The sequence below is a fragment of the Streptomyces sp. NPDC021080 genome (assembly GCF_044333225.1).
In the GTDB taxonomy this organism is placed as follows: Bacteria; Actinomycetota; Actinomycetes; order Streptomycetales; family Streptomycetaceae; genus Streptomyces.
Genome location: NZ_JBIRQM010000017.1, coordinates 121,452 through 145,262 on the forward strand (window position 1 = coordinate 121,452; position 23,811 = coordinate 145,262).

A 23,811-nucleotide genomic window follows, 5' to 3' on the forward strand; every position below is an offset into this window, starting at 1 on the left:
AGATGCGCTTCGCGTCCTCCTCCCAGCCGGCGCGGCCCGCATCTTGCAGTCGCGCCGCTCCCGTGGACGCGGGAGGTGTTCGAGGTGGACGGGCCCTTCCTCCAGCCGCGTTCGCGCGGTTGGCGTTCGCGCGGAAGTCGGCGGGCGTCAGGGAGTCCTTCGACCGTGTCGCCGCGACATGTCCTTCGCGGGCTCGCCCGTCCGGGACACGGAGCCACCGGGGATCCACGCCGCTGTGGCCGAGGCCGTCCGGAGCGACCTCGCGGCCCGCCTGCGCATCGTCCGGCCGCTCTGCCCCAACCACCGCACCGGCACCCACCCGAAGGCGGTCTCGGACCGGGCGGTGTGGTGGTGCACGCCCGGGGCCCGTGCGAGCGAACCGGTGTGCTGACGGCCGCCCGGCGGATCCGTAAGAGCCTCAGGACATGCTGCCCCGGCACACCGTCCCCGGGGCCGGGGTGCGGCCCGTGCGGAGGTACCGGTCGACCGTCTCCTTGACGCAGCGGTTCTGCGGGTAGGTGCCGTGGCCCTCCTCCTCGGCCGTCAGGAGCACGCCGACACCGTCGCCCAGGGCGCGAGCCATGTGGCGGGCGCCGGGGTAGGGGGTGATCGGGTCGCCGGTGCCGCCGACCACCAGGACAGGGGCCGCGCCTTCGGCGTTCACCTGGAGCGTGGCGCGCTCGCCGTCGAACGGCCAGTCGTAACAGAGGTAGACGCCGGTGGACCAGGCCGCGCCGAAGACGGGTGAGGCGGCTTTGACGCGGGCCTCGTCCCTGTCGAGGCGTTCGAAGCCGGGGCGCAGGCTGGAGTCCGCGCAGGTGATCGCGGTCTGCGCGGCGCGGCTGCTGTCGCGCGGGGTCGCCGCGCGGTCGGCGGAGCCGATGTCGTCCACGTCCTTGCTCAGCGGACGGCCGTCGTTGTGGTCGATCAGCGCGGTGAGGGCCTTGGCGAGCGGCGCCCAGCCGTCCGTGCCGAGGCGGAGGTGGTCGCTGACGGCGCGCGCCAGGTCGTCGGCGTCGAGGTTCCTTCCGCCGCGGGCCGGGGCGGGCTTCTTCTTCAGACGGTCGGCCAGGCGCGCCATGCGTCGCGCGGCCTCCTCGGGCCCGTCGCCGGTCGGGCAGTGGCGGATACGGGCCGCGCAGTGCGCGGCGAACCGGTCGAACGCCGCCTGGACCGCCTTGACTTGTGACACCTGCTCCTCGTCGAGGTCCTCGGTCGGATCGACGGACGCTTCGAGGACGAGCCGTCCCACGTGCGACGGGTACAGGTGGGCGTAGACCGCGCCGAGCGCCGTTCCGTACGAGACGCCGAAGTAGTGCAGCCGCTCGTCGCCGAGGAGGTAGCGCATCAGGTCGAGGTCGCGCGCGGTGTGCGAGGTGCCGATGTACGGGAGGATCGCCCCGGAGTGCTCGGCGCAGGCGTCGGCCCCGTCGTAGCCGGTGTCGTCCGCGGTCTTCCCGCAGCGCACGGGGATGGTCGCGCCGACGCCGCGCGGGTCGAAGGAGACCAGGTCGTAGCGGTCGAGGAGCGGCTCGTACTGGTTGAGGCGTTCGGGCAGTCCGCTCACGCCGGACTCGCCGGGGCCGCCGAAGTTGAGGACGAGCGACCCGATGCGCCGGGCGTTCGGGCCGGTGGCCTTGAGGCGGATCAGGGCGACGTCGATCGTCCTGTCGTCCGGTTTCCGGTAGTCGAGGGGGGCCTTCATGGTGGCGCAGTCGTAGCCCGTGCGCGCGGTGGGTGGCGAGGTGCAGCGGGACCAGTGGAGGTGCTGGCCGGTGGTGAGCGCGGTGGGCAGACCGGCGGGCGGGTTGTTCGCGGTGAACTCCGTACGCGGCTCCGCGCTCCGGCCGGGAGCGTCGTGCTGGAACCAGGCGCTGACGGCCCCGATCACGGCGAGGACGACCACGGCGATGATGCGCACGCCGACCGATAAGCCCGGTTCGCGGCTTCGTATCGGATGTGTGTCACTCATCGAAATCCACGCGCTCCCGCCCCTGGACGTCCGTCTCATGCCCGCATGTCCGCATGTCCGCATGCCCGTACCCGTGATCGTCCGATCGTCGAATGCGTGCAGGATACAAGCCGCCTCCGACAGCGCGGCCGGATGCCCGGCGTGCGATGTCCGGGGCGGCGGCCTCGTCACGGCTGGTCAGCCGGTGCCGGACGGAGGCACGGTTCGACCACCGGTGTGCGGGTGCCGCCCAGGCCCGACAACCGGCGGACAGGTACCGGCGCCGGCGCGGCAACCCGTCGCATGAACCGTCGCCTGGCCGCACGACCTCGTCGGCCTGCTGCCCCGTCGGCAGGGTGAACCTTCCGGGCTTCGTCTCCACCAACCAGCCGGCCCCGTTCCACCAGCCTCTTCAGCCGTGCTCGCGCACCCTCGACCCGTGAGGCGGAGGCACTGTCCCAGCCCGGCGCCACGGCCGCCCGCCGGGCACCCAACCCGTCGCCTCCGGCCTCCGCCGCAGCCGCCGTCACCGCCTGGTAGTCCACCGGCAGGTCCCCGAGTCCGGCCGCGTTCTCCCGATCCGGCACCGCACGGCGCGGACCCATCGGCTTCCTCCGCGACGGACCGACGGCCATCTCTGCGGCCTGTTCCTCTTCGATCGGTGCCTCCAGATACTGCTCGAGACCGATCACCCGGCGCATGAGGACCTCTTCGGCGTCCGCCAAGGCCACCCGAACCCGCTCGAGTTCGGCCTCGACCGGAGCGAAGGGGGACCGGCTCTTGCGAATCTCTGCGGTGAGGCGGGCGGTCAGGCCGCCGGCCGGATCCGGTCGCCGGTTGCGTGGTGCAGTGCGGTCTTGAGCCGGTCCCGGATCGCGATCTGGGCGGCGATGCGTTCGTCGAGGACCGTCAGTCGCTCTGATGCGACCTGCAGGCCCTTGTCGGACGGTGGCGTCGTGGTCACGTCTCCGTCCAGGCACGGCAGGAAGATCTGCACGTCGTCCAGGGTGAGCCCGGCGGCCAGCAGGTGGCGGATGTTGCGGACCCGCACCACCGTCCGCTCGTCATAGACGCGGTAGCCATTGGGGGCCCGCTCCGAGCAGATCAGCCCCGCCTGCTCGTAGTGCCGCAGCGCACGGGCCGTCGTCCCGGTCGTCTTGGCCAGCTCACCGATCTGCACCTGCTCCACCTCCACGGTCACTCCTATCACGCCACGACCGCCCCGCCGTCGACCGGGAGTACCACGCCGGTGACGAACGACGCGGCTGGTGCGGCGAGTTGGGTGATTGCCCAGGCCACCTCCTCCGGTCGGCCGATCCGGCCCAGCGGGGTGTGCGCCAACTGCCAGTCTCGTAGTGCTGCCATCCGTTCCGGCGTCAGTCCCTGGTGCTCGCCGATCGGGGTGTCGACCGCGCCGGGCGCGACCGCCACCACCCGGACCCCGCGGGGTGCCAGCTCGACCGCCCAGCTGCGAGTCAGCAGTTCCAGCGCGGTCTTGGTCGCCGCGTAGACCGAGCTGCCCGGCCAGGCCCGCTGCCCCACCGACGTACTGACGTTGACGATCGTTCCGCCGGACGCCTCGAGGGACGGCAGCGCGGCCTGGGCCAGCAGGATGGGTGCGATCAGGTTGGTGGCGATCTGCGGCGTGATCATCTCCGGCGTGAGGGTGCCGAGGGCACCGCCGTGCACGATGCCGGCGTTGTTGACCAGCACGTCCAACCGGCCGTGCGCCTCCAGCGCGGTTCGGACGATCCGCTCGGGCCGGCCCTCGGCGGTGATGTCGGCGGCCAGCGGGGTGATCCTCTCGTGCCCGGCTGCGGTCTCGCGGAGCGGTTCGGCCCGCCGGCCGATGGCCAGGACGTGGGCGCCCTTGGCGGCGAACGCGCGGGCGGTGGCCCGGCCGATGCCGGTGCCGGCCCCGGTGACGGCGACGACCCTGCTGATCGGAGGTGCGGTGCTGTTGTCCATGCCGGTCATCGTCCAACCCTGCCGCCAGTGGCAAGGTCAAGCGGCGGCTGGTGGCCCTGTGGTCACCGAGTGCGGTCTCCGGGGGCGTAGTGTCGCCAGGTTCCTCCGGCCTCGGCGGCGAGTCGGGCGGTGGTGTCGTCGTCGTAGCCGAGCATGCGGGCGATCACGGGGCGGGGGCTTGGAGTACGAGGTGGCGGTGGGCATCCGCACCCGGGTCCACCTCGCCCGCCGCACCGACCGGTCGTCCGACCGGCCGCGCAGTGCGTCCCCGACGCCGGCTCCGCCGACGCAAGCCCAGCGCCGGACAGTGGTCCTCGGCACCTGCCGTGATGGCGTACGGTGGGGGATACCGACGCGGGGTGGAGCAGCTCGGTAGCTCGCTGGGCTCATAACCCAGAGGTCGCAGGTTCAAATCCTGTCCCCGCTACTGCAGAGGAGGGCCCGGATCCATACGATCCGGGCCTTCTCGCCGTCCTGGACGATCTCGCGTCCTGCTCCTGCCTGGCCCGGGCCTGTTCTCTCGGACTGCTGCGGTGGGGGAGCGGGGGCAGAAGGGCAGACATGCGGTGACCCCGCGGTATGCCGTATGACCTTCGGGTCCATCCATGCCGAAGAACGGTCTCCCGATGCCCGCCCTGCGTGTGTGGGGGCCTGCGACCATGAGCCGGTACCGGGCGGCGTCGCCGATCGCTGTGTCCTGGTCCAGCAAGGCGTACTCCCGGTCCGCGACGCCGAAGGTTCCGGCGTCGCAAGCCCGACAAGTTTCCGGCCCGCTGATCGAAGGCGACCTCCTACGAGAGCCTCCTGCCGATGGCCGCGGTGGCGACCTCGTGGGCTTTGCACCGCCACCACTCGTCGATGTTCGCCGAGACGATCAGCGCCGCGGTTCGGAGATCCGCCTCCTGCGCACCTTCGCCGAAGAGGTTCCCGGCGTCCTCGTCGAAGTCCAGGCTCAGTACCCAGCGCTGCGGCTCGTTGTCCGGCTGGGCCACCGAAACCTCGACTTCGAGGAAGGCCCGTTCGGTCTCGACCGCCCCTCCGGTGAACCTGCGCTGCGTCAACTGCAGTTGCTCGACACGGATCGGGACGGGGTACGTCGACTCGTACTCGCGAAGCAGGTCACACAGCCGGGCCCGCATGTCAGGTGTGAGGATCATGGCGCGTGCTCCATCAGCAGACAGGGCGTCGCGGTTCGGCAGAGGAAGCGCGGCTGAAGCCGGGTGCGGCGTCCACAGAGTAAGCCGTGATGATGCCCTGCGGGTTGATTCTGGGTGTGCGCCCGTAAGCGTTCGGGTTGTCCAGTACGCCGAGGTACTTGCTGCGCGGAGGCATGGCTTCCCTGTGTAGTGCCATCTGGCGAGACTGCCGGCCGAACTGGGGCGGCTGGAGCGGGCTTTCGCCGATCGGGTCGGTTGGGCGCCGGCGCTGAGGGCCTGGTTCGGCGCAGGCACCGGACACGCTGCCGGATACCTTTACGCGAAGAGGTGCCCGGCCCACTGCCCAAGGGCGTGCCCAGCTTCGGTCCGGCAGGCTCCCCGGGCCGACTCGCTTCACTACGTGGGAGCAGTCGCCGCTGCTGTGGTGTCTGCGACTGGCCGGACGCTGGTGCACATGGCCCGGGGCATCCTCGCGGCGCCCGGCCCGCGGCACGTCGTGTCCCGGATGTTCCTGACCAGTTCACCGAGCCGGTCGGGCGCCAAGGGTGGCTTTCTTCGGATAGCGCGCGCAGGCGCAGTTCACCCGGCTCCTTCGGATCTCCCGTGCCATACGGTGCCGCGTATCCGGCGGGGCCGGATCCGATGATGACCTCGCGTATGCCGGTGTCCGCGACGGGCGTTACGCCTGCTGCTTCGCGTCGATCTCGGTGATCAGGGCCTCGATGCGGGTCTTGATCTCGTCGCGGATCGGGCGGACGGACTCGACGCCCTTGCCGGCCGGGTCTTCGAGGGCCCAGTCGAGGTACTTCTTGCCGGGGAAGATCGGGCAGGCGTCGCCGCAGCCCATGGTGATGACGTAGTCGGACGCCTGGACGGCCTCGGTGGTGAGGATCTTCGGCTTGGCGTCGGCGATGTCGACGCCGACTTCCTTCATGGCCTCGACCGCGGCGGGGTTGACCTGGTCGCCCGGGAGGGAGCCGGCGGAGCGGACCTCGATCCGGTCGCCCGAGAGGTGGTTCAGGAATCCGGCGGCCATCTGCGAGCGTCCGGCGTTGTGGACGCAGACGAAGAGCACGGAGGCGAGCGGGCTGGAGGACATCGGTTCTTCCTTCGTAAGTGATTGAGCGAATGGTGTGGCGGGGTGCGTACCGGCCGAGGAGGCGACGGCGTGGCCTCCGGCGCGATGCGCGAGCAGGGCGGCGGCCGTCTGCGAGCGGCCCGCGTCGTGGCTGCACATGAATAGTGCACGGAGCAGGCCCACCCCGGGCGCCCCCTGGATGTGCGCGAGGGCGTCGAGCTTCTCGGTGGCAAGGTGCCCGGCCGGCACGGCGAGGTGCGTGTGGACGCGGGCGTGCTCGGCGAGGCGCTCGTAGGGGGCGATGGCCGGGCGCTGGATGCTCTCGGGCGAGAAGCGTCCGCGGTGGCGGAGGGCAGGACCGGCGGTGCCGGCCGCGAGACGTTGATCTGGCAGGGCAGGGGGCGGGGATGCGGTCATGGGAACTTCTTCGGGGGGCGTGGGTCCCCACCTGTGCGGGGATGCGGGTCCCAGGAATCACTCCACGCTGGTATCAGCCTGGAGTGATGTGAAAGTATCAGTCCATGATGACGTCAGTCGACACTGATCTGATGCGGGTTCTGGCCGACCCGCTCCGGCTCCGGATCGTCACCCTGCTCGCCAGGGAGACGCTCTGCAGCACGCACCTGATCGAGGAGACGGGCGTCAAACAGACCAACCTCTCCAACCATCTGAAGGTGCTGCGCGAGGCCGGTGTCGTCGACACGGAGCCGTGCGGCCGGTTCACCTACTACCGCCTCAGGGCCGATGTCATCGCCTCCCTCGCGGGCCAGTTCGCCGACCTGGCGGAGACCGCGCGCGCCACCGCCGAGAACAACGTCAAGCGGTCCTGCCCCTGATCCCCGCCCCCGCGGCGACCTGCAACGAGGAGTCCTGTTGACCGCCACCGAGGCCACCGAGCGCGACGGCGCCGAGGGATCTGCCACAGCCCCTGACGCGCCCGTGCCGCAGTCCGCACCGGGCGCCACTCCGCCCCAGGCGCCCCCGCTGATCGCCAGGGCGGCAGCCGAGCTGGTCGGCACCGCGGCCCTGGTCGCGATCGTGGTCGGCTCCGGCATCCAGGCCACCGAATTGACCAAGGACGTCGGCCTGCAACTGCTTGCCAACTCCACCGCCACCGTCTTCGGCCTCGGCGTCCTCATCCTTCTGCTCGGCCCGGTCTCCGGCGCGCACTTCAACCCGGTAGTCACCCTGGCCGAGTGGTGGACCGCCCGCCGTGGCGGCGGAGGAGTCACCCTGCGCGAGACGGCCGCCTACGTCCCCGCTCAGATCGTCGGTGCGATCGCGGGCGCCGTCCTGGCCGACGCCATGTTCGGTGAGCCGCTGGTCAAGTGGTCCGCCCACGACCGCTCGGCGGGGCATCTGCTGCTGGGCGAGGTCGTCGCGACGGCCGGACTGATCCTGCTGATCTTCGGACTGGCCCGTACGGACCGACTGCGCTTCGCGCCCGTCGCGGTCGCCTCCTACATCGGCGCCGCCTACTGGTTCACCTCGTCCACGTCCTTCGCCAACCCGGCCGTCACGATCGGCCGCGCCTTCACCGACACCTTCGCCGGCATCGCACCCGGCTCGGTTCCCGGGTTCATCGGCATGCAGATCATCGGCGCCGTGGTGGGACTGGTGCTGGTAGCGCTCATCTTCGTGCCCGGCGGACGCAAGGCCGAGCAGTCCGTCACATGACGCCGACAGCTCGGGTCGTAGTGATCGGCGGTGGCCAAGCCGGGCTCGCCGCCGGGTATCACCTACGCCGACTGGGCATCGAGTTCGTCATCCTCGATGCCCGGTCCACACCGGGCGGCGCCTGGCAACGCACCTGGGAATCGCTCCACCTGTTCTCACCGGCCGCCCACTCCTCGCTGCCCGGCCGCTTCATGCCACCGCAGCCCGGCCAGGTCCACCCGGACGCCCGGCACGTGGTGGAGTACCTGACGGACTACGAGAAGCGGTACGAACTCCCCGTCGAGCGGCCCGTGCGCGTGATCGGCGTCCATCGCGACGGTCTGTTCCTGAGGGTGGAGACCGACTCGGGCACCTGGCAGGCGCGAGCCGTGATCAGCGCGACGGGAACCTGGTGGCGCCCCTTCCTGCCCACCGTCCCCGGCCGTACGGCCTTCGAGGGCCGCCGGATGCACACGGTGGAATACAGCAGTCCCGACGATCTTCGCGGACGCAAGATCGTGGTGGTCGGCGGCGGCAACTCCGGGGCGCAGATCGCCGCCGATCTCGCCTACGACACGCAATTGACCTGGGTCACTCGGCGGCCGCCTCGATTCCTGGCCGACGACATCGACGGGCGCGCCCTGTTCGACGCGGCCACCGCCCGTCGGCGCGCGCTCGACAGCGGACTCTCCGACACGGGCGGTGTCGCCTCGCTCGGGGACATCGTGGCCGTCCCGCCCGTACGTGAAGCCCGCGACCGTGGTCTGCTCAAGGCGAGCCCGATGTTCTCCCGCCTGATCCCGGGCGGCGTCGAGTGGGCCGACGGTACGCGTGCCGAGGCCGACACGATCATCTGGTGCACCGGCTTCCGCCCCGCCCTGTCCCACCTCGCACCCCTCCGACTCCGTGGCCGACGCGGGCGCATAGCCGTCCACGGCACGAGGGCGGAGGGCGAGCCACGCCTGCACCTCCTCGGCTACGGCGACTGGACCGGCCCCGCTTCCGCCACCCTCATCGGCGTCGGACGTCCCGCCCGCGACGCGGTCCAGGACATCGGTGCGCTGCTTGCGGCCGTATCCCCGTAGGCGCGGCGGGAGATGCGCGGTTTCCTCCAGTGCCGCCACAAGTCCGGGGCCCTGAAGACTGCCAGTCATGACCACGGCCCCGGAATCCGGTCATCCGCCTGCCTGGAGGGTGCCGGCCCTGGTCGGCTTCGTGCTGACCGCCCGCCACTGAAAGGCGGCGCATCGACGGTCGGCTCTCACGTTCGCCCGTCAGCGCCTTGCCATCAGCGCCTTGCCGTCAGTGCGAGCTGTCGGCGGTGGAAATCGAAGTGCTCGGTCGGATAGCGGTACAGGTCCGCGATGGTCATCACGTCGCGGAAGAAGGGGTCCCAGCGGGTGGGGTAGTGCATGCTCAGCGCGAGGTCGGACTCCCGTTCGGCGTCGAGGCGATGGTGCAGGTCGGCGATGACACGGTCGAACACCCTCCCCATCCGCCGGCGCCCGAGGACCTTCGCGCCGCCCAGGGGGCCCAGGTAGTTGACGACGTCGAAGGGCCCGGTGGCGGCGTTCAGGAGACCGGCGAAGATTCGGCCGGCTCCGCGCGGCAGCCGCCCGAGGGCCCGTAGCAGGACCAGGAGGGGCCGGATCAGGATGTAACCGAAGAGCATGTGGAACAGCATCTGTTCGTTGGTCCAGCGGGTGCCGTCGGTCGGCCGGCGCAGGTCGGCCTCTGTGGCGTGGTCAAGGAGCTGGTGGAACGTCGCGCGGGTGCGTTCCATCTCCTCGTGGACCGTCTCGCGGTCCATCGCGGACTTGCTCAGCGAACCCACCTCCGTTCGAGCGCGTTCAGCCCTTGGTGCCCAGCATCTGCCCCATCGCGGCGACCACCGACGGCTCGACCCGGTAGTAGACCCAGGTACCGCGGCGCTCGGAGGTCAGCAGTCCCGCCTCCTTGAGCTTCTTGAGGTGGTGGGAGACGGTCGGCTGGGACACGCCGACGTCGGAGATGTCGCACACGCAGGCCTCGCCGCCCTCGTGCGAGGCGACGAGTGAGAACAGCCGCAGGCGCACGGGGTCACCGAGCGCCTTGAACATCGCAGCGGTCCGCTCGGCTTCCTCGGCCGTCAGCGCGCGCTCGGTGAGCGGCGGGCAGCACGGTTCCACGGCCTGGTCGGCGGGATCCAGCAGCGGCAGCAGCTTCGTATTCGACATATATCTATGTTGACATACGTCGAACCAGCCTGGCGAGGGCTGGAACGGTCGCCCGGACGCTCTCACCGGGGCAATGAATTAGATGGATATCTATGTTGACGTTCATCGAATCAGGTGCCATGCTGGCGGCGCAAGCCATCGACAGATGTCGAAATAACGAGGAGCCGACCGTGAACGCGCCCGTCACCACCGATCTGCCCGTCGTCGTGATCGGAGCCGGCCCCGCCGGACTCGCTGCCGCCGCCCACCTGGTCGACCGCGGCCTCACCCCGCTGGTCCTGGAAGCCGGTCCCGTCGCCGGCGCGGCGGTGCGCGAGTGGGCGCACGTCCGGCTGTTCTCCACCTGGGGCGAGGTCACCGACCCGGCCGCCGAGAAGCTGCTCGCCCCGACGGGATGGGTGAGGCCGGATGCCGCCACCTACCCCTCGGGCGGGGACTGGGCCGACCGGTACCTCCAGCCGCTCGCCCAGGCCCTCGGCGAGCAGGTCCGCTTCGGGGCCACGGTCACCGGTGTCTCCCGCTCGGGCCGGGACCGGATCGTCGACGCCGATCGCGAGGCCCAGCCGTTCGTCGTCCACGTCACCCACGCCGACGGCCGTGAGGAGCGGCTGTTCGCCCGCGCGGTGATCGACGCCTCCGGCACCTGGACCACCCCGAGTCCGGCCGGCGGCAGCGGCCTCCCGGCCCTCGGCGAGAAGGCGGCGTCGGACCGGATCACCTACCGCGTGCCGGACCTCAAGGACCCGGTCGTCCGCGCCCGGTACGCGGGCAGGCGTACCGCGGTCATCGGTTCCGGCGCCTCCGCCTTCACCGCCCTCGCCCACCTGGCCGACCTCGCCGAGGAGACCCCCGACACCCACGCCGTGTGGATCCTGCGGCGCGGTATCAGCGGCTCCACCTTCGGCGGCGGCACCGCCGACCAACTCCCCGCCCGCGGCGCCCTCGGCCTCGCCGCCAAGGCCGCCGTCGACAACGGCCACGCCGACGCGGTCACCGGCTTCCGCACCGACGCCGTCGAGCGTGACGCCGACGGCCGCCTGGCGCTCGTCGGAGAGGACGGCCGTCGCCTCGACCCGGTCGACGAGGTCATCGTCCTCACCGGCCTGCGCCCCGATCTGTCCTTCCTGTCCGAGCTCCGTCTCGGCCTCGACGAGCGCCTCCAGGCCCCCGTCGAGCTGGCCCCGCTCATCGACCCCAACCAGCACTCCTGCGGCACCGTCTACCCGCACGGCGTCAACGAGCTGTCCCACCCGGAGAAGGACGTCTACCTCGTCGGCATGAAGTCCTACGGCCGCGCCCCCACGTTCCTGGCGATGACCGGCTACGAGCAGGTCCGCTCGATCGCCGCCGCCCTGGCGGGCGACCACGAGGCCGCCGAGCGGGTCGAACTGACCCTGCCGGAAACCGGGGTCTGCGGCGGCGCCGGCCTCTTCGACGACCCCGCCGCCGCCCAGGACGGCGACGGCGGGGGCTGCTGCGCGGCCCCGACCACCCTTCAGATCGGCATCGGCGGCCCGGCCCCGTCCGGCGGCTGCTGACCCACGGCTCCAGACCCGCCACCCCACCCATCACTCAACAGGAGGCTCGCCATGTCCCGCGTACAGCTCGCCCTCCGCGTCCCCGACCTCACCGCGTCCATCGCCTTCTACACCAAGCTCTTCGGCACCGAGCCCGCCAAACTCCGCGACGGCTACGCCAACTTCGCCATCACCGAGCCCCCGCTCAAGCTCGTCCTGATCGAAGGCGCCGCGGGTGAGGCGACGCGCATGGACCACCTCGGGGTAGAGGTCGAAACGACCGAAGCGGTGCACGGCGCCACCGCCCGCCTGGCCGAGGCAGGCCTGGCCACCGACGTGGAGAACGACACCACCTGCTGCTACGCCCTCCAGGACAAGGTCTGGGTCCACGGCCCCGGACAGGAACCCTGGGAGGTCTACGTCGTGAAGGCCGACGCCGACACCCTCGCCGAACAACAGGGCAGCACCTGCTGCACCGGCCCGAGCGAGGATGCCCCGGATGCGTCGACGGCCTCATCGGCGCGCTGCTGCTGACCGTTGACGACCGACCTTCCAACCAGCGGGGCCGCGACCGGAACCGGGGACCGGTCGCGGCCCTGCCCGCACTGTGCCCCACCCGGATCACCAGCTGGGGCATCGTCCACTGCGCCTTTCCCGTACTGAATCCGCAGATCGCCGCTCGGACCGGCTGGTCGGCGGGAGTCCTGTTTCAGGGGAGGCGCCCGCCTGCTTCGTCGCGTGCGACGGATGGTGTCGTTCGCATGTGTCCGAAGCTCTGTCGAGAGCACGCCCGTGGCCTCGATGATCGCGCGAGCGTGCTGGGGCGGTAGCTACTCGCGGACGGGGTTGGCAACTGTTGCCTGTTGACTGTGCGTAAGTGTGTTCTGGCGTGCGTGAGTGAGTGTTGACGGTTTCCGCTCGCACGAGGTTCGGGGAGGGAACGGAAGTTCCTGTCTCGAATGCGTGACCTCCATGGAGGGTGGTCGTTGGGCGGGGTGACGGGCTGTTCGGTCCGGATGGGGCTGGGGGTGACGGCGTGGGGGATCTGCGGGCGGTGGCGGCGCCGTTCGTGGTGCCCGGTCCGTCGGGGGTGGCGGTCCGAGACCGGCTCAAGGACCTGACTGCCCAGGACGAGAGGGTGCTGCGGCTGGTCGGCGGTCATCTCGGTTCGCTCGCCGCGCGGGATCTGAAGGCGCGGTGTGCGGTCGGTCTGGAGCATGGCAGTGAGTCGTGGGCGTTGCGGAAGCGGGAGCTGACGGGGTTGTCGTCGTCGCGGTGGGCGGGGTCGTTGACGAAGGCCACGCATGACCTGTGGGCGCTGGCCCGGCGCGGCCAGCTGGCGCACATCCGGCAGTTGGAGGCCGGCGTGGCCACGATCCGGCACCGGCTGTCGCTTCCACTCGGGGAGAAGGGTTCGAAGCGTGCTCCGGGTGGTTACCGGAGTCGGCGGGAGTGGCATGCCAAGACCCGTCGGCTGCGGGTGTTGGAGGACCGGCTGGAGCGGGCGCGGGCGGACTGGGTGGCCGGTCGGGTGCGGGTGGTGCGGGGCGGGAAACGGCTGCTCAACACCCGCCACCACCTTCAACAGGCGCAGCTCAGCGAGGAGGCGTGGCGTGCAAGGTGGGAGGCGGGGCGCCGGTTTTTGCAGGCGGACGGGGAGTCCGGGAAGCGGTATGGCAACGAGACCATCCGGGTCGGCCCCGACGGGCAGGTGAGCGTCAGGCTCCCGGCCCCGCTCGCCCATCTCGCCAACGCGGCGCACGGCCGCTATGTCCTGGCGGCGCGGGTGTCGTTCGCGCACCGGGGTGAGATGTGGCGTGACCGCGTAGTGGCGAACCGGGCGGTGGCGTACCGTATCCACGAGGACACCGGCCGCAGCCGCTGGTATCTGACCGCCTCCTGGACCCTCCCACCCGTCCCCGTCGTGCCCCTGGCCACGGTCCGGGCCGGTGGTCTGATCGGGGTGGACACCAACGCCGATCACCTGGCGGCCTGGCGGCTGGATGCGCATGGCAATCCGGTCGGGGCCCCGCGCCGCTTCGACTACACCCTGTCCGGCACCGCCGACCACCGTGACGCCCAGGTGCGTCACGCGCTGACCCGGCTGCTGCACTGGGCCGAGCGTCACCGCCTGGCGATCGCGGTCGAGGATCTCGACTTCACCGCCGAGACCAGCCGGGAGAAACACGGCCGCCAAAAGAAGTTCCGCAAGCTGATCTCCGGCATGCCCGTGGCCCGGCTCCGCGCCCGCCTGGTGTCCATGGCCGCCGACCTCGGCATCCCCCTGGTGGCGGTCGATCCCGCCTACACCAGCAGGTGGGGTGCCCAGCACTGGCAAAAACCCCTCACCACCGGCAAACGCACCACCACTCGCCACGACGCTGCCGCCGTGGCGATCGGAAGGCGCGCCCTGGGGCATCCGGTCCGGCGTCGGACGGCACCGCCCCGTACCCACCAGAGCGATGGATACGGGCATCGGACCGTCCAGGCCCGACCGGACACCCTGGGGCGTGAGAGACCCCGCCCCCGTATTCCCGGACCACGGACACGATCCGTGCCGCCCGGCCGCGGAGCGAACGCGGGCCACCAGAACACCCAAGACCGTTTGGGGTGTTCGGCTGAGCATGAGGCCTGGCGACAGGACTCACTCCCGCTCAGTCCATAGGAACGGTCAGTGCCAGTTGCTGATCCGCACGTCGTGCGGGTGCGGTGCGCCGGTGCCCGTCTCCACCAGGGATTTCAGGCTCATCAGGAACAGGGCCCACTTGGTGGTGCAGTGGTTCATGAACTCCACCTGCTCGCGCCACCCTTCGTGCGCGAACAGGATGACCGTCCACTCGCCTTCCTGCTTGAGGTCGAAGGTCACCGTGGTGCCGATCCATTCCTCGGGCCCGGCGACGACCTCCCACCGCACCCGGGTGTCCGGCTGGAGTTCGAGGACCTTCATGTCGAAGCCGCCGACGTCGCCGAAGCGGAACTGCAGCACGTCTTCGCCGCTGCCCTCGGTGTCGGTCGTCCACCATGCGGCCAGACCGTCGACCGTGGTGAGTGCCTGATAGACCGTGTCCCGGGTTGCCGTGGTGCCGACCCGGTGCAGGATGTCCGCCATTTCGATCTCCTCACTTCTTCGTGTTCGTGGCTCGTTGGATCGCCTCGGCGAGGCTCTTGATGCGCTGCAGTCGGGCGTCCCACAGTGCGCCCACCGATTGCAACTGGGTGACGGCGCGCGCCAGTTGTGCCTCGTCGACGTGGTAGCGCCGCTCCCGGCCGGCCGCCGTGGACCGGACGAGTCCGGCCCGGTCGAGCACGGCCAGATGCTTGGTCACGGCCTGCCGGGTGACGGGCAGACGGGCGCTGAGGGTCGTCGCGGTGCCCTGCCCCTCGGCCAGCAGCAGGTCGATCATGCGACGCCGGGTCGGGTCACCGATCGCCGACCACAGGTCGTCGTCGACCGCGGCGCTCATCGCGCGCCCGCCACCTGCTTGGCGGTCGCCGCCAGGCGGGGCAGATAGAAGTCCCAGCCCTGTCGGTGGTCGTTGTAGTGCGCCTCGAGCACGGCGGCCTCCCAGCCGCGTTCGCGGTACCCGCTCTCGCGGAAGCGGAGCGTGGTTCCCTCGCCTGCCGGGGCGAGTTCGAAGGTCACCAGCAGCGAGTTGCCGGGGGCCGCGGTCTCCCCCTCCTCGTAGGTCCACCGGAACGACAGCGTGCGCGGCGGATCGGACTCGACGACCGTGAACGGCACGGACTTGCGGACGCCGCTGTCCTCGTTCGTCCAGGTGAGGCTGCCCGGTCGGCCGGGTGCCGCCTCGAAGTCGGTCTCCGCACTCCACCAGTCCCGGATGTGCTCAGGGTCGGTGAGCACGTCGAACACCACCTGGGGTGAGGCGTCGACGTACAACTCGCGCTCGATGCTCCCGTACTCCATGTCCGCAGCCACCTTTCGCAACCTTTGGTTGCACATCACGATAGATGACGCCGAGGCCTTTCGCAACCGAAGGTTGCTCGTCGGTGTCAGGTCTGCGCGGCGGTCACCGGCCTGCGGGCGTGAGTGCCAAAGCCGACCACAGCGGCACGTCCGGATCGAACAGGAACGCAATGCCATATGTGCAGGGGACACATGCGGCTGCCCCGAACACCAGGCTCCAGACAACGGCGCTCATCCTCGCCGCCCAGGCCCCCGCGGCTCGATCCGCCAACCTCGTCCTGCGCCGCACCATGGAACTCGCGGTCGTCTGGTAGGTCCGGGGGACGCATCTCTTCCGGGTCGCTCCGTCAGCCCGATCACCGCCGGCAGGAAGGAGCACGCGGCACCCGCCTGTCACGCCGACAGCGCATGGCGACCGGTCACCCAACCGTGATCCACTGACCGGGACCGCTGAACAACACCGCCCGAGCGCGCTGCTCTTCCTCTTCGGCCGGCGGTGTGGATCCGCTGGCGGGGCGGCGGGGGCAAGTGCGCCACGGCGACGCCCATCCGCCGCGGTCAGGGCGCCTCGTGGCGAACGGCGGTGACAATGTGCCGACTTGGTGTCCTACAGTGTCTGTCGCCCGATTTGGCGACCAAGGAACCTGTGAGGAATACGAAGCATGACGACCGAAACGTTCGAGTTCCAGGTAGAAGCCCGCCGGCTGCTCCAGCTGATGATCCACTCGGTCTACTCGAACAAGGACGTCTTCCTGCGAGAGCTCGTCTCCAACGCCTCCGACGCGCTCGACAAGCTGCGTCTGGCCGCGTTGCGGGAGGACGGGCTCGACGCCGACACGTCCGACCTGCACATCGCGATCGAGCTCGACCAGAAGGCCCGTACGCTCACCGTGCGGGACAACGGCATCGGGATGTCGTACGACGAGGTCGGCAAGCTCATCGGCACCATCGCCAACTCGGGCACGGCCGCCTTCCTCCAGGAGTTGAAGGAGGCACAGGACGCGGCCGGGGCCGAGGGGCTCATCGGACAGTTCGGCGTCGGCTTCTACTCCGGCTTCATGGTGGCCGACGAGATGACCCTGGTGACCCGGCGCGCCGGGGAGCGCAGCGGCACCAGGTGGTCGTCGCGCGGCGAGGGCACGTACACCCTGGAGACGGTCGACGACGCGCCGCAGGGCAGCGCCGTCACGCTCCACCTCAAGCCGGCCGACCCCGACGACCAGCTGCACGACTACACCTCCGCCTGGAAGATCAAGGAGATCGTCAAGCGGTACTCCGACTTCATCACCTGGCCGGTCCGGCTCCTCGCGCCGGCGGCCGACGGCGAGGACACGCCCGAGCCCGAGACGCTGAACTCGATGAAGGCCCTGTGGGCACGCTCGCGCGACGAGGTCACCGACGACGAGTACCACGAGCTGTACAAGCACGTCAGCCACGACTGGCGCGATCCCCTGGAGACGATCCGCCTCCAGGCCGAGGGCACCTTCGAGTACCAGGCGCTGCTGTTCCTCCCGGCTCACGCGCCCCACGACCTGTTCACCCGGGACTTCCGCCGCGGTCTGCAGCTGTACGTCAAGCGCGTACTGATCATGGACGACTGCGAAGCGCTGCTGCCGCCCCACCTCCGCTTCGTCAAGGGTGTCGTCGACGCGCAGGACCTCTCGCTCAACGTCTCCCGGGAGATCCTCCAGCAGGACCGGCACATCCGGATGATCCAGCGCCGGCTGACCAAGAAGGTCCTGTCCTCGGTCAAGGAGATGATGGCGAACGACACCGCCAAGTACGCCACGTTCTGGCGGGAGTTCGGCGCCGTACTCAAGGAAGGCCTGCTCGGCGACCCCGGCAACCGCGACGCCCTGCTGGCCGTGGCGTCCTTCGCCAGCACCCATGCCGAGGAGGCGCCGACCACGCTCCAGCAGTACGTGGAGCGGATGAAGGACGGCCAGGACGACATCTACTACATGACCGGATCGTCCCGGCAGACCATCGAGAACTCCCCGCACATGGAGGCGTTCCGGGACCGGGGCATCGAGGTCCTGCTGCTCACCGATCCCGTGGACGAGGTGTGGGTCGACGCCGTGGGCGAGTTCGAGGGCAAGCGGCTGTCGTCCGTCGCCAAGGGCGAGATCGACCTCGACGTCCACGGCGGCGAACAGGCCGACGACGGGCGGGAGAAGCAGGCCGAGACGTACGCCGCTCTGCTGGGCTGGATGAAGGAGCACCTGGGGGAGGAGATGAAGGACGTCCGCCTGTCGACCCGGCTGACCGTCTCCCCGGCCTGTGTCGTCTCCGACGCGCATGACCTCACTCCGGCGCTGGAGAGCATGTACCGGGCCATGGGGCAGGAGATTCCGCCCACCAGGCGTATTCTCGAACTCAACCCCGCTCACCCCCTGATCCAGGGTTTGAACCAGGCGTACCAGGAGAGGGAGGACCGCGCCGAGCTCGCCGAGACGGCCGACCTGCTGCACGGACTCGCCGTGCTCGCAGAGGGCGGCCGGCCGAAGGAGCCGGGGCGTTTCGTGAAGCTGGTGGCGGAGCGACTGGAGCGCACACTTCGCTGAGCCGGACGGCGGCGTGCGTCCGCTGAACCGGACGGCGGAGCCCACCGGACCGGCAGCGTCGACGTGTACCCGGTTCTCGATCCGAAGGGGCCGGGTACACGTCGACGCCGCTGTCCACGACGGCTGGTGCCGTGACCACGAGCGTTCACGGTGGCGGCTGCCACGCCATGCCGTTCCGGGCGCACGGCGTCGGGTGGGGCATCCGCAAGCTCCGCTTCAGCCGCCCAGTTCGACCGCACGGTGTACGTCGGCGGCGTAAGCCTCGGGCTGTTCCCAGGCTGCGAAGTGGCCGCCGGCGCGGTGTTCCACATAATCGCAGACGTTCAGGAACGCCTCGGCGTAGCTTCGCGGCTCCGGTTTGATGTCGCGCGGGAACACGGAGAGCACGGTCGGAGTGTCGATCCGGTCAGGGAGGACGGCCGGTTCGACATAGGTGGTGAAAGATGTGCCGATCGTGCCGGTGACCCAGTAGGCGGTGACCCAGGTGAGAAGTTCGTCCGGAGTGAAGGCCGACTCGTCGGACCAGGACTCCAGTTTCTCGATGATCCAGGCCGCGAGGCCGGCGGGTGAGTCGCCGAGGGCGACGGCGAGTGTGTTCGGCCGCGTCGACTGCTCCGCGATGTACCCGCCCTCGGTCCGGAACCACTGCGCCGACCGGCGGAGGTAGGCCGCCGCGTCGGGCGCGAGCTTCGCCGGGTCCGCCGTGAGCGCACGCTGTGGGGCGATGTTCGTGAGGTGCAGGGCAGCCACCCGGTCCGGGTGTTCGGCCGCGAGGAGTTCCGCGACGGTACCGCCCACATCGCCGCCGGATACGGTGTACCGCGAGTAACCGAGTTCATCCAGAGCGTCCGCGACGATCCCGGCGATCCGGTTGACCGACATGCCGGGGGTGGTGAGCGGGGTCGCGAACGGGAAGCCCGGCAGTGCGGGAACCACCACGTGCATGTCCGCGAGCAAAGGCAGGACGCGCTCGAACCGCAACACCGAGTCCGGCCAGCCGTGCAGCAGCACGACAACCGGGGCGTCGGGACTAGCGGACCGCTGGTGGATCACGCGCAGGTCGGTGTCGCCTGCCCGCACCGTCACCCAGGGGAACTCGCCGATGCGGCGCTCGTGCACGCCCCAGTCGTACCCGTTCGCCCAGCGTTCGAGCAGTTCGTCGAGGTGGGTGCCGCGGATGCCGCGCGTCCCGTCGTCACTCCACGGGGTCGCGACGCGCCGCGTTCGCCGGAGTCGTTCCCGTATCTCGTCGTCCATGTGTATCAGCGTACACATGATGTGTATGCTCGTACACATGACTTTGCGCAATGCGGCTGCCACCAGACAGCGGATCCTGGAACACGCGCAACGCCAGTTCGCCCAGCACGGATACGCGGCGATCACGGTCAAAGGCGTGGCCGACGCGGCCGGGGTGTCGCCCAATCTCATCACGCGCTATTTCGGCGGCAAGGACGGCCTTTTCCTGGCGGCAACCCGGGTGGAGATTCCGGTCTCCACCTCCTTCGACGGCGACCGTTCCGCGCTGGGTTCGCGCCTCGCGGCGAGCATCGTCCAGCGCTGGTTCGGTGCACCCGGAGAGGATCCACTGCTCGTGCTGCAACGCGCGTCCGGCGAACGCCCGGAGGCGGCGGAGGCGCTGGCCGCCTTCCTCGACACGCACTCACTGGAGCCGCTGCACCGCTACCTGCGCGACAGCGGCCTGGACGACGCGGAGGCCCGCAGCCGAGCCGCAGCGATCGACGCCTTCGTGCTCGGCGTCTCGACCCGCCGCCGGGTCCTGCGTTCCGAACTCGGAGACCCCGCCGATCTCCAGGCCTGGCTGAGCGTCACCATCCAGCGTCTTGCCGACGGGTGATGCACGACAGCAAGAAGTACTGGGACTCCGCTTCCGGTCAGTACCTGCGGTGCAGTCGTCGGCATCTGTCCGACCATCGCGATCACGGCACTGGCGCCGTGACCAAGAACGTTTGAGGTGCGGGGGTCGGGCTGCTCGGGTGGTGGGTCGGCCCCAGCGTCGTTGTCGTTGGCCCGGGAGGCGTAGGCCGGGGTGAAGCACGGTTCGACCTTGCTCCGAGCCGCCCGTGCTCGGATCTTGGCGCCCTTGTGGGCGGACAGGTTGTCCAGGACGACGTAGATCGGTGCCCCGCCCGGCCGCGCTCGGTGGATGGATCTGAGCGCGGCGAGGGTGTTCGCGGTGCCTTTGCGCCGGTGGACGACGCCTCAGAACTGGTCGTTGCCCACGCGCGATGCGAGTCACTTTCTGTGACGGCGCTGCGGCTCAGCGCCCTGGGCTCGCAGGTCCTCTGTCGCATTCGGCGCGGAGTGCGTCGCGGAGCCTGCGCAGGTCGTCGGCGGGCCTTCCCAGACCGTTGAGGTGGAGCCGGGCCGCCTCACCGCTCGGATGCGGGTTCGTGGGGAAGGCGAGGTCCATGGCCTCGCGCATCATCCACTGGTCGTAGGCGAGCAGCCGCCCCGCGTACTCCTGAGCCCGGACGAGATCACTCTCCGTCAGCTGCAGATCACGCATGCGCGCGTGCAGCCGGTGCAGGGCCATGCACTGCCGTCCGGCCTCCTGGGCGGTCTGCCCGGAGAGGGGGCCCGGTTCGCCGCAGGCCGCCACCACCCGGTCCGCTGGCGTCTGTGCCGCCACTGCCTCGTCCAGCAGAGCGGTGAGCGCCCGCAGTTGGGCGGCGCGCGGGGGACGGACCGGTGCGGGGCGGCGGCGCAGGTTCGGTAGGAGGCGCGCGGCACGCCGAAGCGGTCCGCCTGGCTGCTGTCCGGGCGCCGTACCTGGCGTCATGGCTCCTCCCGGTCTGTGCCACAGGGCCCCGGCCACCGGCGGTTCCCTCCGCGATCGCGCAGCGCCTCGGCGGCACACTCCGACGGGGAGTGCCCTTCCAGTGTGCGTCACCGCGCGCTGCGGGCCGGTGCCGTCGGATGCCGTCGATCGCGCGGACGGTGCGGAGGGCGGTCGTGTATCCGGTGGGCCCGGACCCGATGGCGATGGTCTCGCGTGCGCCGGTGTCCGGCACGGACGTCACGCCTCCCGCTTCGCGTCGATCTCGGCGGTCAGGGCCTCGATGCGGGTCTTGATCTCGTCGCGGATCGGGAGGACGGACTCGACGCCCTTGCCGGCCGGGTCTTCGAGGGCCCGGTCGAGGTACTTCCTGCCGGGGGAAGATCGGGCAGGCGTCGCCGCAGCCGATCGTGATGACGATGTCGGCGGCCCGCACGATCTCGTCGGTCAGCGGCCCGGGAAGGCGCCCGTGATGCCCACGCCGTGGTCATCGTGATCGACGATTCCGGGGACCGCAAGGGCGGCACGGCGACCACGCACGTCGGCAGGCAGTGGCTGGGCCGGTTGGGCAAGACGGACAACGGCATCGTCATGGTGACCACGGCGTGGACCGACGGCCGAGTGCACTACCCGCTGCACGCGCCCCTCTACACCCCCGCCCGCCGCTTCGCCCGCGGCCGGGCCGATCCGGCCTTCCGTACGAAACCGCAGCCGACCGCCGCTCTCGTGGTTCGCGGCAAGGGGATCGACGAGGTCACCGGCGGACACGGTATTGATCTCTACTGCCGGATTCGGCGAACCGCCGGTAGCTGCCGATGCCCTGGGCCGAGTGGTTGCTGAGCTGTCCGAGCTCGCCGGGTTGTGGGGCGAGACCGCGGATGAGCCGAAACGGCCCGAGGCGTTGCCCGCCTCCGGGATGTCCTCGCGCTTGTGGTCCCGCCACAAGAGGAAGCGCTCTTCGGGATCTGTGGATCATCGGATCCGCTCGGGTGAGTCGACGTCGGCCGGGCGGAAGCGGACATCATGGTCACCGGTTGACGCCGACGTCACCGGCGGATGCCCGTGACCAGCCACGCCGCTGTCCGCATACGTACACCGGTCGCCTGTTCGTAAGGGGCGAGGGCGGCGCGGAGCGCGGCCCGCACGCGATGCGTCCCGTCCCTGTCGCCCGCGGATTCTAGTAGTTCCACCAGGTGCCGCCCGGGCCCTGACCCCAGCAGGAGTTCGGCCGCGGCGTCGGCGTTCCGCCCGAAGTTCCCGAGCGCGGCGACGGCTTCGGTGCGTACGTCGTCGAAGCCGGCCTTCCCGAGAACCGCCCGTACGGTCACCGGGTCGGCGAGCGAGAACATGCCCGGGCCGGCCGAGTCGCCGGACGACTGCGGCACGTAAGGCAGAGCCGCGCTCACCGCGCCGTACGCCTGGACCCACTCGCAGCGGGCGGGGTCGGCCATGCACACGAAGGCGAGCCGACCGCCGGGGCGCAGGGCACGGGCGATGTTGCCGAACGCGGCGGCCGGATCCTCGAAGAACATGACCCCGAAGCGGCTCACGGCCACGTCGAAATCGGCCTCGGCCAGGTGATGCACCTGGGCGTCGCCCTGCTCGAAGCCGATGTTGCTCAGGCCCTCCTCCGCGGCCAGAAGGCGCGCCCGGTCGAGCATGGGGCCGGACAGGTCCAGGCCCAAGGCCGAGCCTCGGGCGGCGGTGCGGGCGGCCAGTCGCGTGGTCTGGCCGGCCCCGCAGCCGACGTCGAGCACACGGTCCTCGGGGCCGATCCCGGCCGCGGCGAGCAGGAGAGCGTTGAACCCTTCGTTGACGGCGTTCCAGCGGTCGTGGTGGTTGCTCCAGTGTCGGCCCTCGTCGCCGTTCCAGGCCTGGGACTGTGCGGTGTTGACGAGCTCGCGCATGGGATGACTCCTGCCGGGGGAGCTAGTATGGGCATCTGCCCATATCAAGGTATGGGCAGATGCCCATACTGGCAAGTGTCGACGTCTCGAAGTGTCGAATGGCGACCGGGAGGAACCCATGTCACCGCGCGGAGTAGCGATCCCCGATGTCAGGGAGCGGCTCTTCGCCGCGGCGGAGCGCGTGTTGGCGCGCGAGGGTACAGCCGGACTGACCAACCGGTCCGTCACGGAGGAGGCGGGCTGCGCGAAGGGGCTGCTCTACAACCACTTCACGGACCTGGACGACTTCGTGACGCAACTCGTCCTGGACCGGTTCGCAAGGATCGCCGCGGAGGTGAGCCCGCTGCCCGACCGGGCGGGCACCGGCACTGTGCACGACAACCTCACCGGCGCGGCACTGGCGATGCTCGGCACGAGCGGCCCCGCGATCGCAGCGGCCGCTGTCTCCCGCCACCAGGTCGCTCAACGCGTGAGCCGTTCCTGGGCCGACGGCGCTCCCGGACCGAGCGCCGTCGAGGACGCGATGACCCGCTACCTCGAGGCCGAACAGCGGCTGGGCCGCGTGGTCCCGGACGCCGACTGCCCCATGCTCGCGCTCGCCCTGACCGGCACGGTCCACCACCTCCTCATGCACCCGGGCCCACAACCGGAGGACGCCGCCCCGCTGATCCGGCGGCTGGTCACCGCCCTGGTGGCCTCCCCGCACGAGTCCACGGCGTCCCTCTGAACGGATGGCCGGACGGTCCCACAGGCGACCGCGGTGCGGATCTGCGGCCTGTGGTGCCGTATCGCGCTCACCAACCCGCGAAAGGGGCCCGGGCTCAGTGCCGTTCGACGCCTATCGTCCGTCTACGGACACCGCCGCCTCACCTCGCGTCCTCGCCATCGGGCTCGATCCGTACCGGGTGCCCGGGCCGTGGGATCCCGAGCCGGTGGCCAAGGCGATCGAGGCGGGACTGACCGAATTCGCCGAGCACGGCATGGGCGTGGAGACCTGCCTCATCGGCCTCGACGGACGTGACGACGTGGGAAACGTCGTCGTGAATGCCCTGCGATCCCATCCGTGGGAGTGCGT

The 23,811-nt window shown here is 70.6% G+C and carries 25 protein-coding genes, 1 tRNA gene and 4 pseudogenes; 13 read left to right on the forward strand and 17 right to left on the reverse strand.

Annotated features, from left to right (window positions below; all coding sequences use genetic code 11):
* Positions 1-235: 235 nt before the first annotated feature.
* Positions 236-391, forward strand: a complete 156-nt coding sequence (locus tag ACH4S8_RS34840) for a hypothetical protein (protein WP_398401364.1) — start codon at positions 236-238, stop codon at positions 389-391.
* A gap of 27 nt (positions 392-418) precedes the next feature.
* On the opposite strand, the gene ACH4S8_RS34845 is transcribed toward ACH4S8_RS34840, so the two are convergent.
* From ACH4S8_RS34845 to ACH4S8_RS34860, 4 genes and pseudogenes are all read right to left on the reverse strand, one after another.
* Positions 419-1,921, reverse strand: a complete 1,503-nt coding sequence (locus ACH4S8_RS34845; RefSeq protein WP_398401366.1) for an alpha/beta hydrolase — start codon at positions 1,919-1,921, stop codon at positions 419-421.
* 334 nt (positions 1,922-2,255) lie between these two features.
* Positions 2,256-2,763 (reverse strand): annotated as a pseudogene (locus ACH4S8_RS34850) (hypothetical protein); the annotation flags it as partial.
* Positions 2,760-3,131: a MerR family transcriptional regulator gene (locus ACH4S8_RS34855; RefSeq protein ID WP_398401559.1), complete on the reverse strand. Its 372-nt coding sequence runs from the start codon at positions 3,129-3,131 to the stop codon at positions 2,760-2,762. The gene ACH4S8_RS34855 and the pseudogene ACH4S8_RS34850, both read right to left, overlap by 4 nt.
* Positions 3,132-3,157: 26 nt before the next feature.
* On the reverse strand, positions 3,158-3,928 hold the full coding sequence (locus tag ACH4S8_RS34860) for an SDR family NAD(P)-dependent oxidoreductase (RefSeq protein ID WP_398401368.1): 771 nt from the start codon (positions 3,926-3,928) through the stop codon (positions 3,158-3,160).
* 344 nt (positions 3,929-4,272) lie between these two features.
* Here ACH4S8_RS34860 and ACH4S8_RS34865 point away from each other — a divergent pair.
* Positions 4,273-4,346: transfer RNA gene (locus ACH4S8_RS34865), tRNA-Met, on the forward strand.
* Between the two features lie 364 nt (positions 4,347-4,710).
* On the opposite strand, the gene ACH4S8_RS34870 is transcribed toward ACH4S8_RS34865, so the two are convergent.
* The 3 genes and pseudogenes from ACH4S8_RS34870 to ACH4S8_RS34880 all read right to left on the reverse strand — a co-directional run.
* Positions 4,711-5,076, reverse strand: coding sequence for a hypothetical protein (locus ACH4S8_RS34870; protein WP_398401370.1), 366 nt, complete (start codon positions 5,074-5,076; stop codon positions 4,711-4,713).
* Positions 5,077-5,755: 679 nt separating this feature from the next.
* Positions 5,756-6,175 carry an arsenate reductase ArsC gene (locus ACH4S8_RS34875; protein ID WP_398401561.1) on the reverse strand — a complete coding sequence of 140 codons (420 nt, stop codon included), beginning with the start codon at positions 6,173-6,175 and terminating at the stop codon, positions 5,756-5,758.
* A gap of 195 nt (positions 6,176-6,370) precedes the next feature.
* Positions 6,371-6,571: pseudogene (locus tag ACH4S8_RS34880) on the reverse strand (arsenate reductase ArsC); the annotation flags it as partial.
* A gap of 104 nt (positions 6,572-6,675) precedes the next feature.
* On the opposite strand from ACH4S8_RS34880, the gene ACH4S8_RS34885 reads away from it, so the two are divergent.
* From ACH4S8_RS34885 to ACH4S8_RS34895, 3 genes are read left to right on the forward strand one after another with little or no spacing between them, the layout of a single operon-like run.
* Entirely contained in the window at positions 6,676-6,990 is a 315-nt protein-coding gene (locus ACH4S8_RS34885) for an ArsR/SmtB family transcription factor (RefSeq protein ID WP_398401372.1), read from the forward strand.
* A 37-nt stretch (positions 6,991-7,027) separates the two neighbouring features.
* Positions 7,028-7,831, forward strand: a complete 804-nt coding sequence (locus ACH4S8_RS34890) for an aquaporin (RefSeq protein WP_398401374.1) — start codon at positions 7,028-7,030, stop codon at positions 7,829-7,831.
* Positions 7,828-8,895, forward strand: coding sequence for an ArsO family NAD(P)H-dependent flavin-containing monooxygenase (locus ACH4S8_RS34895; RefSeq protein WP_398401376.1), 1,068 nt, complete (start codon positions 7,828-7,830; stop codon positions 8,893-8,895). The genes ACH4S8_RS34890 and ACH4S8_RS34895 overlap by 4 nt, the downstream gene beginning before the upstream one ends.
* Positions 8,896-9,098: 203 nt before the next feature.
* On the opposite strand, the gene ACH4S8_RS34900 is transcribed toward ACH4S8_RS34895, so the two are convergent.
* Both ACH4S8_RS34900 and ACH4S8_RS34905 read right to left on the reverse strand, forming a co-directional pair.
* A complete protein-coding gene (locus ACH4S8_RS34900) occupies positions 9,099-9,644 on the reverse strand; it encodes a DinB family protein (protein ID WP_398401378.1) in 546 nt (181 codons plus the stop codon).
* Positions 9,645-9,660: 16 nt separating this feature from the next.
* Entirely contained in the window at positions 9,661-10,026 is a 366-nt protein-coding gene (locus tag ACH4S8_RS34905) for an ArsR/SmtB family transcription factor (protein WP_398401381.1), read from the reverse strand.
* 170 nt (positions 10,027-10,196) lie between these two features.
* Between ACH4S8_RS34905 and ACH4S8_RS34910 the strand changes: the two genes are divergently transcribed.
* From ACH4S8_RS34910 to ACH4S8_RS34920, 3 genes are all read left to right on the forward strand, one after another.
* On the forward strand, positions 10,197-11,564 hold the full coding sequence (locus ACH4S8_RS34910) for an NAD(P)-binding domain-containing protein (protein WP_398401383.1): 1,368 nt from the start codon (positions 10,197-10,199) through the stop codon (positions 11,562-11,564).
* A gap of 51 nt (positions 11,565-11,615) precedes the next feature.
* Entirely contained in the window at positions 11,616-12,077 is a 462-nt protein-coding gene (locus ACH4S8_RS34915; protein WP_398401385.1) for an ArsI/CadI family heavy metal resistance metalloenzyme, read from the forward strand.
* A gap of 502 nt (positions 12,078-12,579) precedes the next feature.
* Positions 12,580-14,208 carry an IS200/IS605 family accessory protein TnpB-related protein gene (locus ACH4S8_RS34920; protein ID WP_398401387.1) on the forward strand — a complete coding sequence of 543 codons (1,629 nt, stop codon included), beginning with the start codon at positions 12,580-12,582 and terminating at the stop codon, positions 14,206-14,208.
* Between the two features lie 6 nt (positions 14,209-14,214).
* Here the strand turns inward: ACH4S8_RS34920 and ACH4S8_RS34925 are convergent, their stop codons facing one another.
* The 3 genes from ACH4S8_RS34925 to ACH4S8_RS34935 are packed head-to-tail and all read right to left on the reverse strand — an operon-like array spanning position 14,215 to position 15,468.
* The gene (locus ACH4S8_RS34925) at positions 14,215-14,652 is read right to left on the reverse strand and encodes an SRPBCC domain-containing protein (RefSeq protein WP_398401389.1); all 438 of its coding nucleotides are present in this window, start codon (positions 14,650-14,652) and stop codon (positions 14,215-14,217) included.
* Positions 14,653-14,662: 10 nt separating this feature from the next.
* Positions 14,663-15,007 (reverse strand): ArsR/SmtB family transcription factor, encoded by a 345-nt coding sequence (locus ACH4S8_RS34930; RefSeq protein WP_398401391.1) that lies wholly within the window; start codon positions 15,005-15,007, stop codon positions 14,663-14,665.
* Positions 15,004-15,468: an SRPBCC domain-containing protein gene (locus ACH4S8_RS34935; RefSeq protein ID WP_398401393.1), complete on the reverse strand. Its 465-nt coding sequence runs from the start codon at positions 15,466-15,468 to the stop codon at positions 15,004-15,006. Before ACH4S8_RS34935 ends, ACH4S8_RS34930 begins: the two co-directional genes overlap by 4 nt.
* 170 nt (positions 15,469-15,638) lie before the next feature.
* On the opposite strand from ACH4S8_RS34935, the gene ACH4S8_RS34940 reads away from it, so the two are divergent.
* A complete protein-coding gene (locus tag ACH4S8_RS34940) occupies positions 15,639-15,782 on the forward strand; it encodes a hypothetical protein (RefSeq protein ID WP_398401398.1) in 144 nt (47 codons plus the stop codon).
* A gap of 348 nt (positions 15,783-16,130) precedes the next feature.
* Positions 16,131-18,032, forward strand: coding sequence for a molecular chaperone HtpG (htpG, locus tag ACH4S8_RS34945; protein ID WP_398401400.1), 1,902 nt, complete (start codon positions 16,131-16,133; stop codon positions 18,030-18,032).
* 216 nt (positions 18,033-18,248) lie between these two features.
* Here htpG and ACH4S8_RS34950 read toward each other — a convergent pair whose 3' ends face one another.
* The gene (locus tag ACH4S8_RS34950; protein ID WP_398401402.1) at positions 18,249-19,289 is read right to left on the reverse strand and encodes an epoxide hydrolase family protein; all 1,041 of its coding nucleotides are present in this window, start codon (positions 19,287-19,289) and stop codon (positions 18,249-18,251) included.
* Between the two features lie 37 nt (positions 19,290-19,326).
* Here ACH4S8_RS34950 and ACH4S8_RS34955 point away from each other — a divergent pair, with 37 nt between their 5' ends.
* Positions 19,327-19,887, forward strand: coding sequence for a TetR/AcrR family transcriptional regulator (locus tag ACH4S8_RS34955; protein ID WP_398401404.1), 561 nt, complete (start codon positions 19,327-19,329; stop codon positions 19,885-19,887).
* 143 nt (positions 19,888-20,030) lie between these two features.
* On the opposite strand, the pseudogene ACH4S8_RS34960 reads toward ACH4S8_RS34955, so the two are convergent.
* The 3 genes and pseudogenes from ACH4S8_RS34960 to ACH4S8_RS34970 form a co-directional block, all read right to left on the reverse strand.
* Positions 20,031-20,252: pseudogene (locus tag ACH4S8_RS34960) on the reverse strand (transposase); the annotation flags it as partial.
* A gap of 58 nt (positions 20,253-20,310) precedes the next feature.
* Positions 20,311-20,832, reverse strand: coding sequence for a hypothetical protein (locus tag ACH4S8_RS34965; protein WP_398401406.1), 522 nt, complete (start codon positions 20,830-20,832; stop codon positions 20,311-20,313).
* A gap of 237 nt (positions 20,833-21,069) precedes the next feature.
* A pseudogene (locus ACH4S8_RS34970) lies at positions 21,070-21,289 on the reverse strand (phosphotyrosine protein phosphatase); the annotation flags it as partial.
* 32 nt (positions 21,290-21,321) lie between these two features.
* Here ACH4S8_RS34970 and ACH4S8_RS34975 point away from each other — a divergent pair.
* The gene (locus ACH4S8_RS34975) at positions 21,322-21,669 is read left to right on the forward strand and encodes a transposase (protein ID WP_398401408.1); all 348 of its coding nucleotides are present in this window, start codon (positions 21,322-21,324) and stop codon (positions 21,667-21,669) included.
* Positions 21,670-21,875: 206 nt separating this feature from the next.
* On the opposite strand, the gene ACH4S8_RS34980 is transcribed toward ACH4S8_RS34975, so the two are convergent.
* Complete coding sequence (locus ACH4S8_RS34980; protein ID WP_398401410.1) at positions 21,876-22,736, reverse strand: class I SAM-dependent methyltransferase; 861 nt, start codon at positions 22,734-22,736, stop codon at positions 21,876-21,878.
* Between the two features lie 118 nt (positions 22,737-22,854).
* Here ACH4S8_RS34980 and ACH4S8_RS34985 point away from each other — a divergent pair, with 118 nt between their 5' ends.
* Complete coding sequence (locus ACH4S8_RS34985) at positions 22,855-23,463, forward strand: TetR/AcrR family transcriptional regulator (protein WP_398401412.1); 609 nt, start codon at positions 22,855-22,857, stop codon at positions 23,461-23,463.
* Positions 23,464-23,811 lie beyond the last annotated feature (348 nt).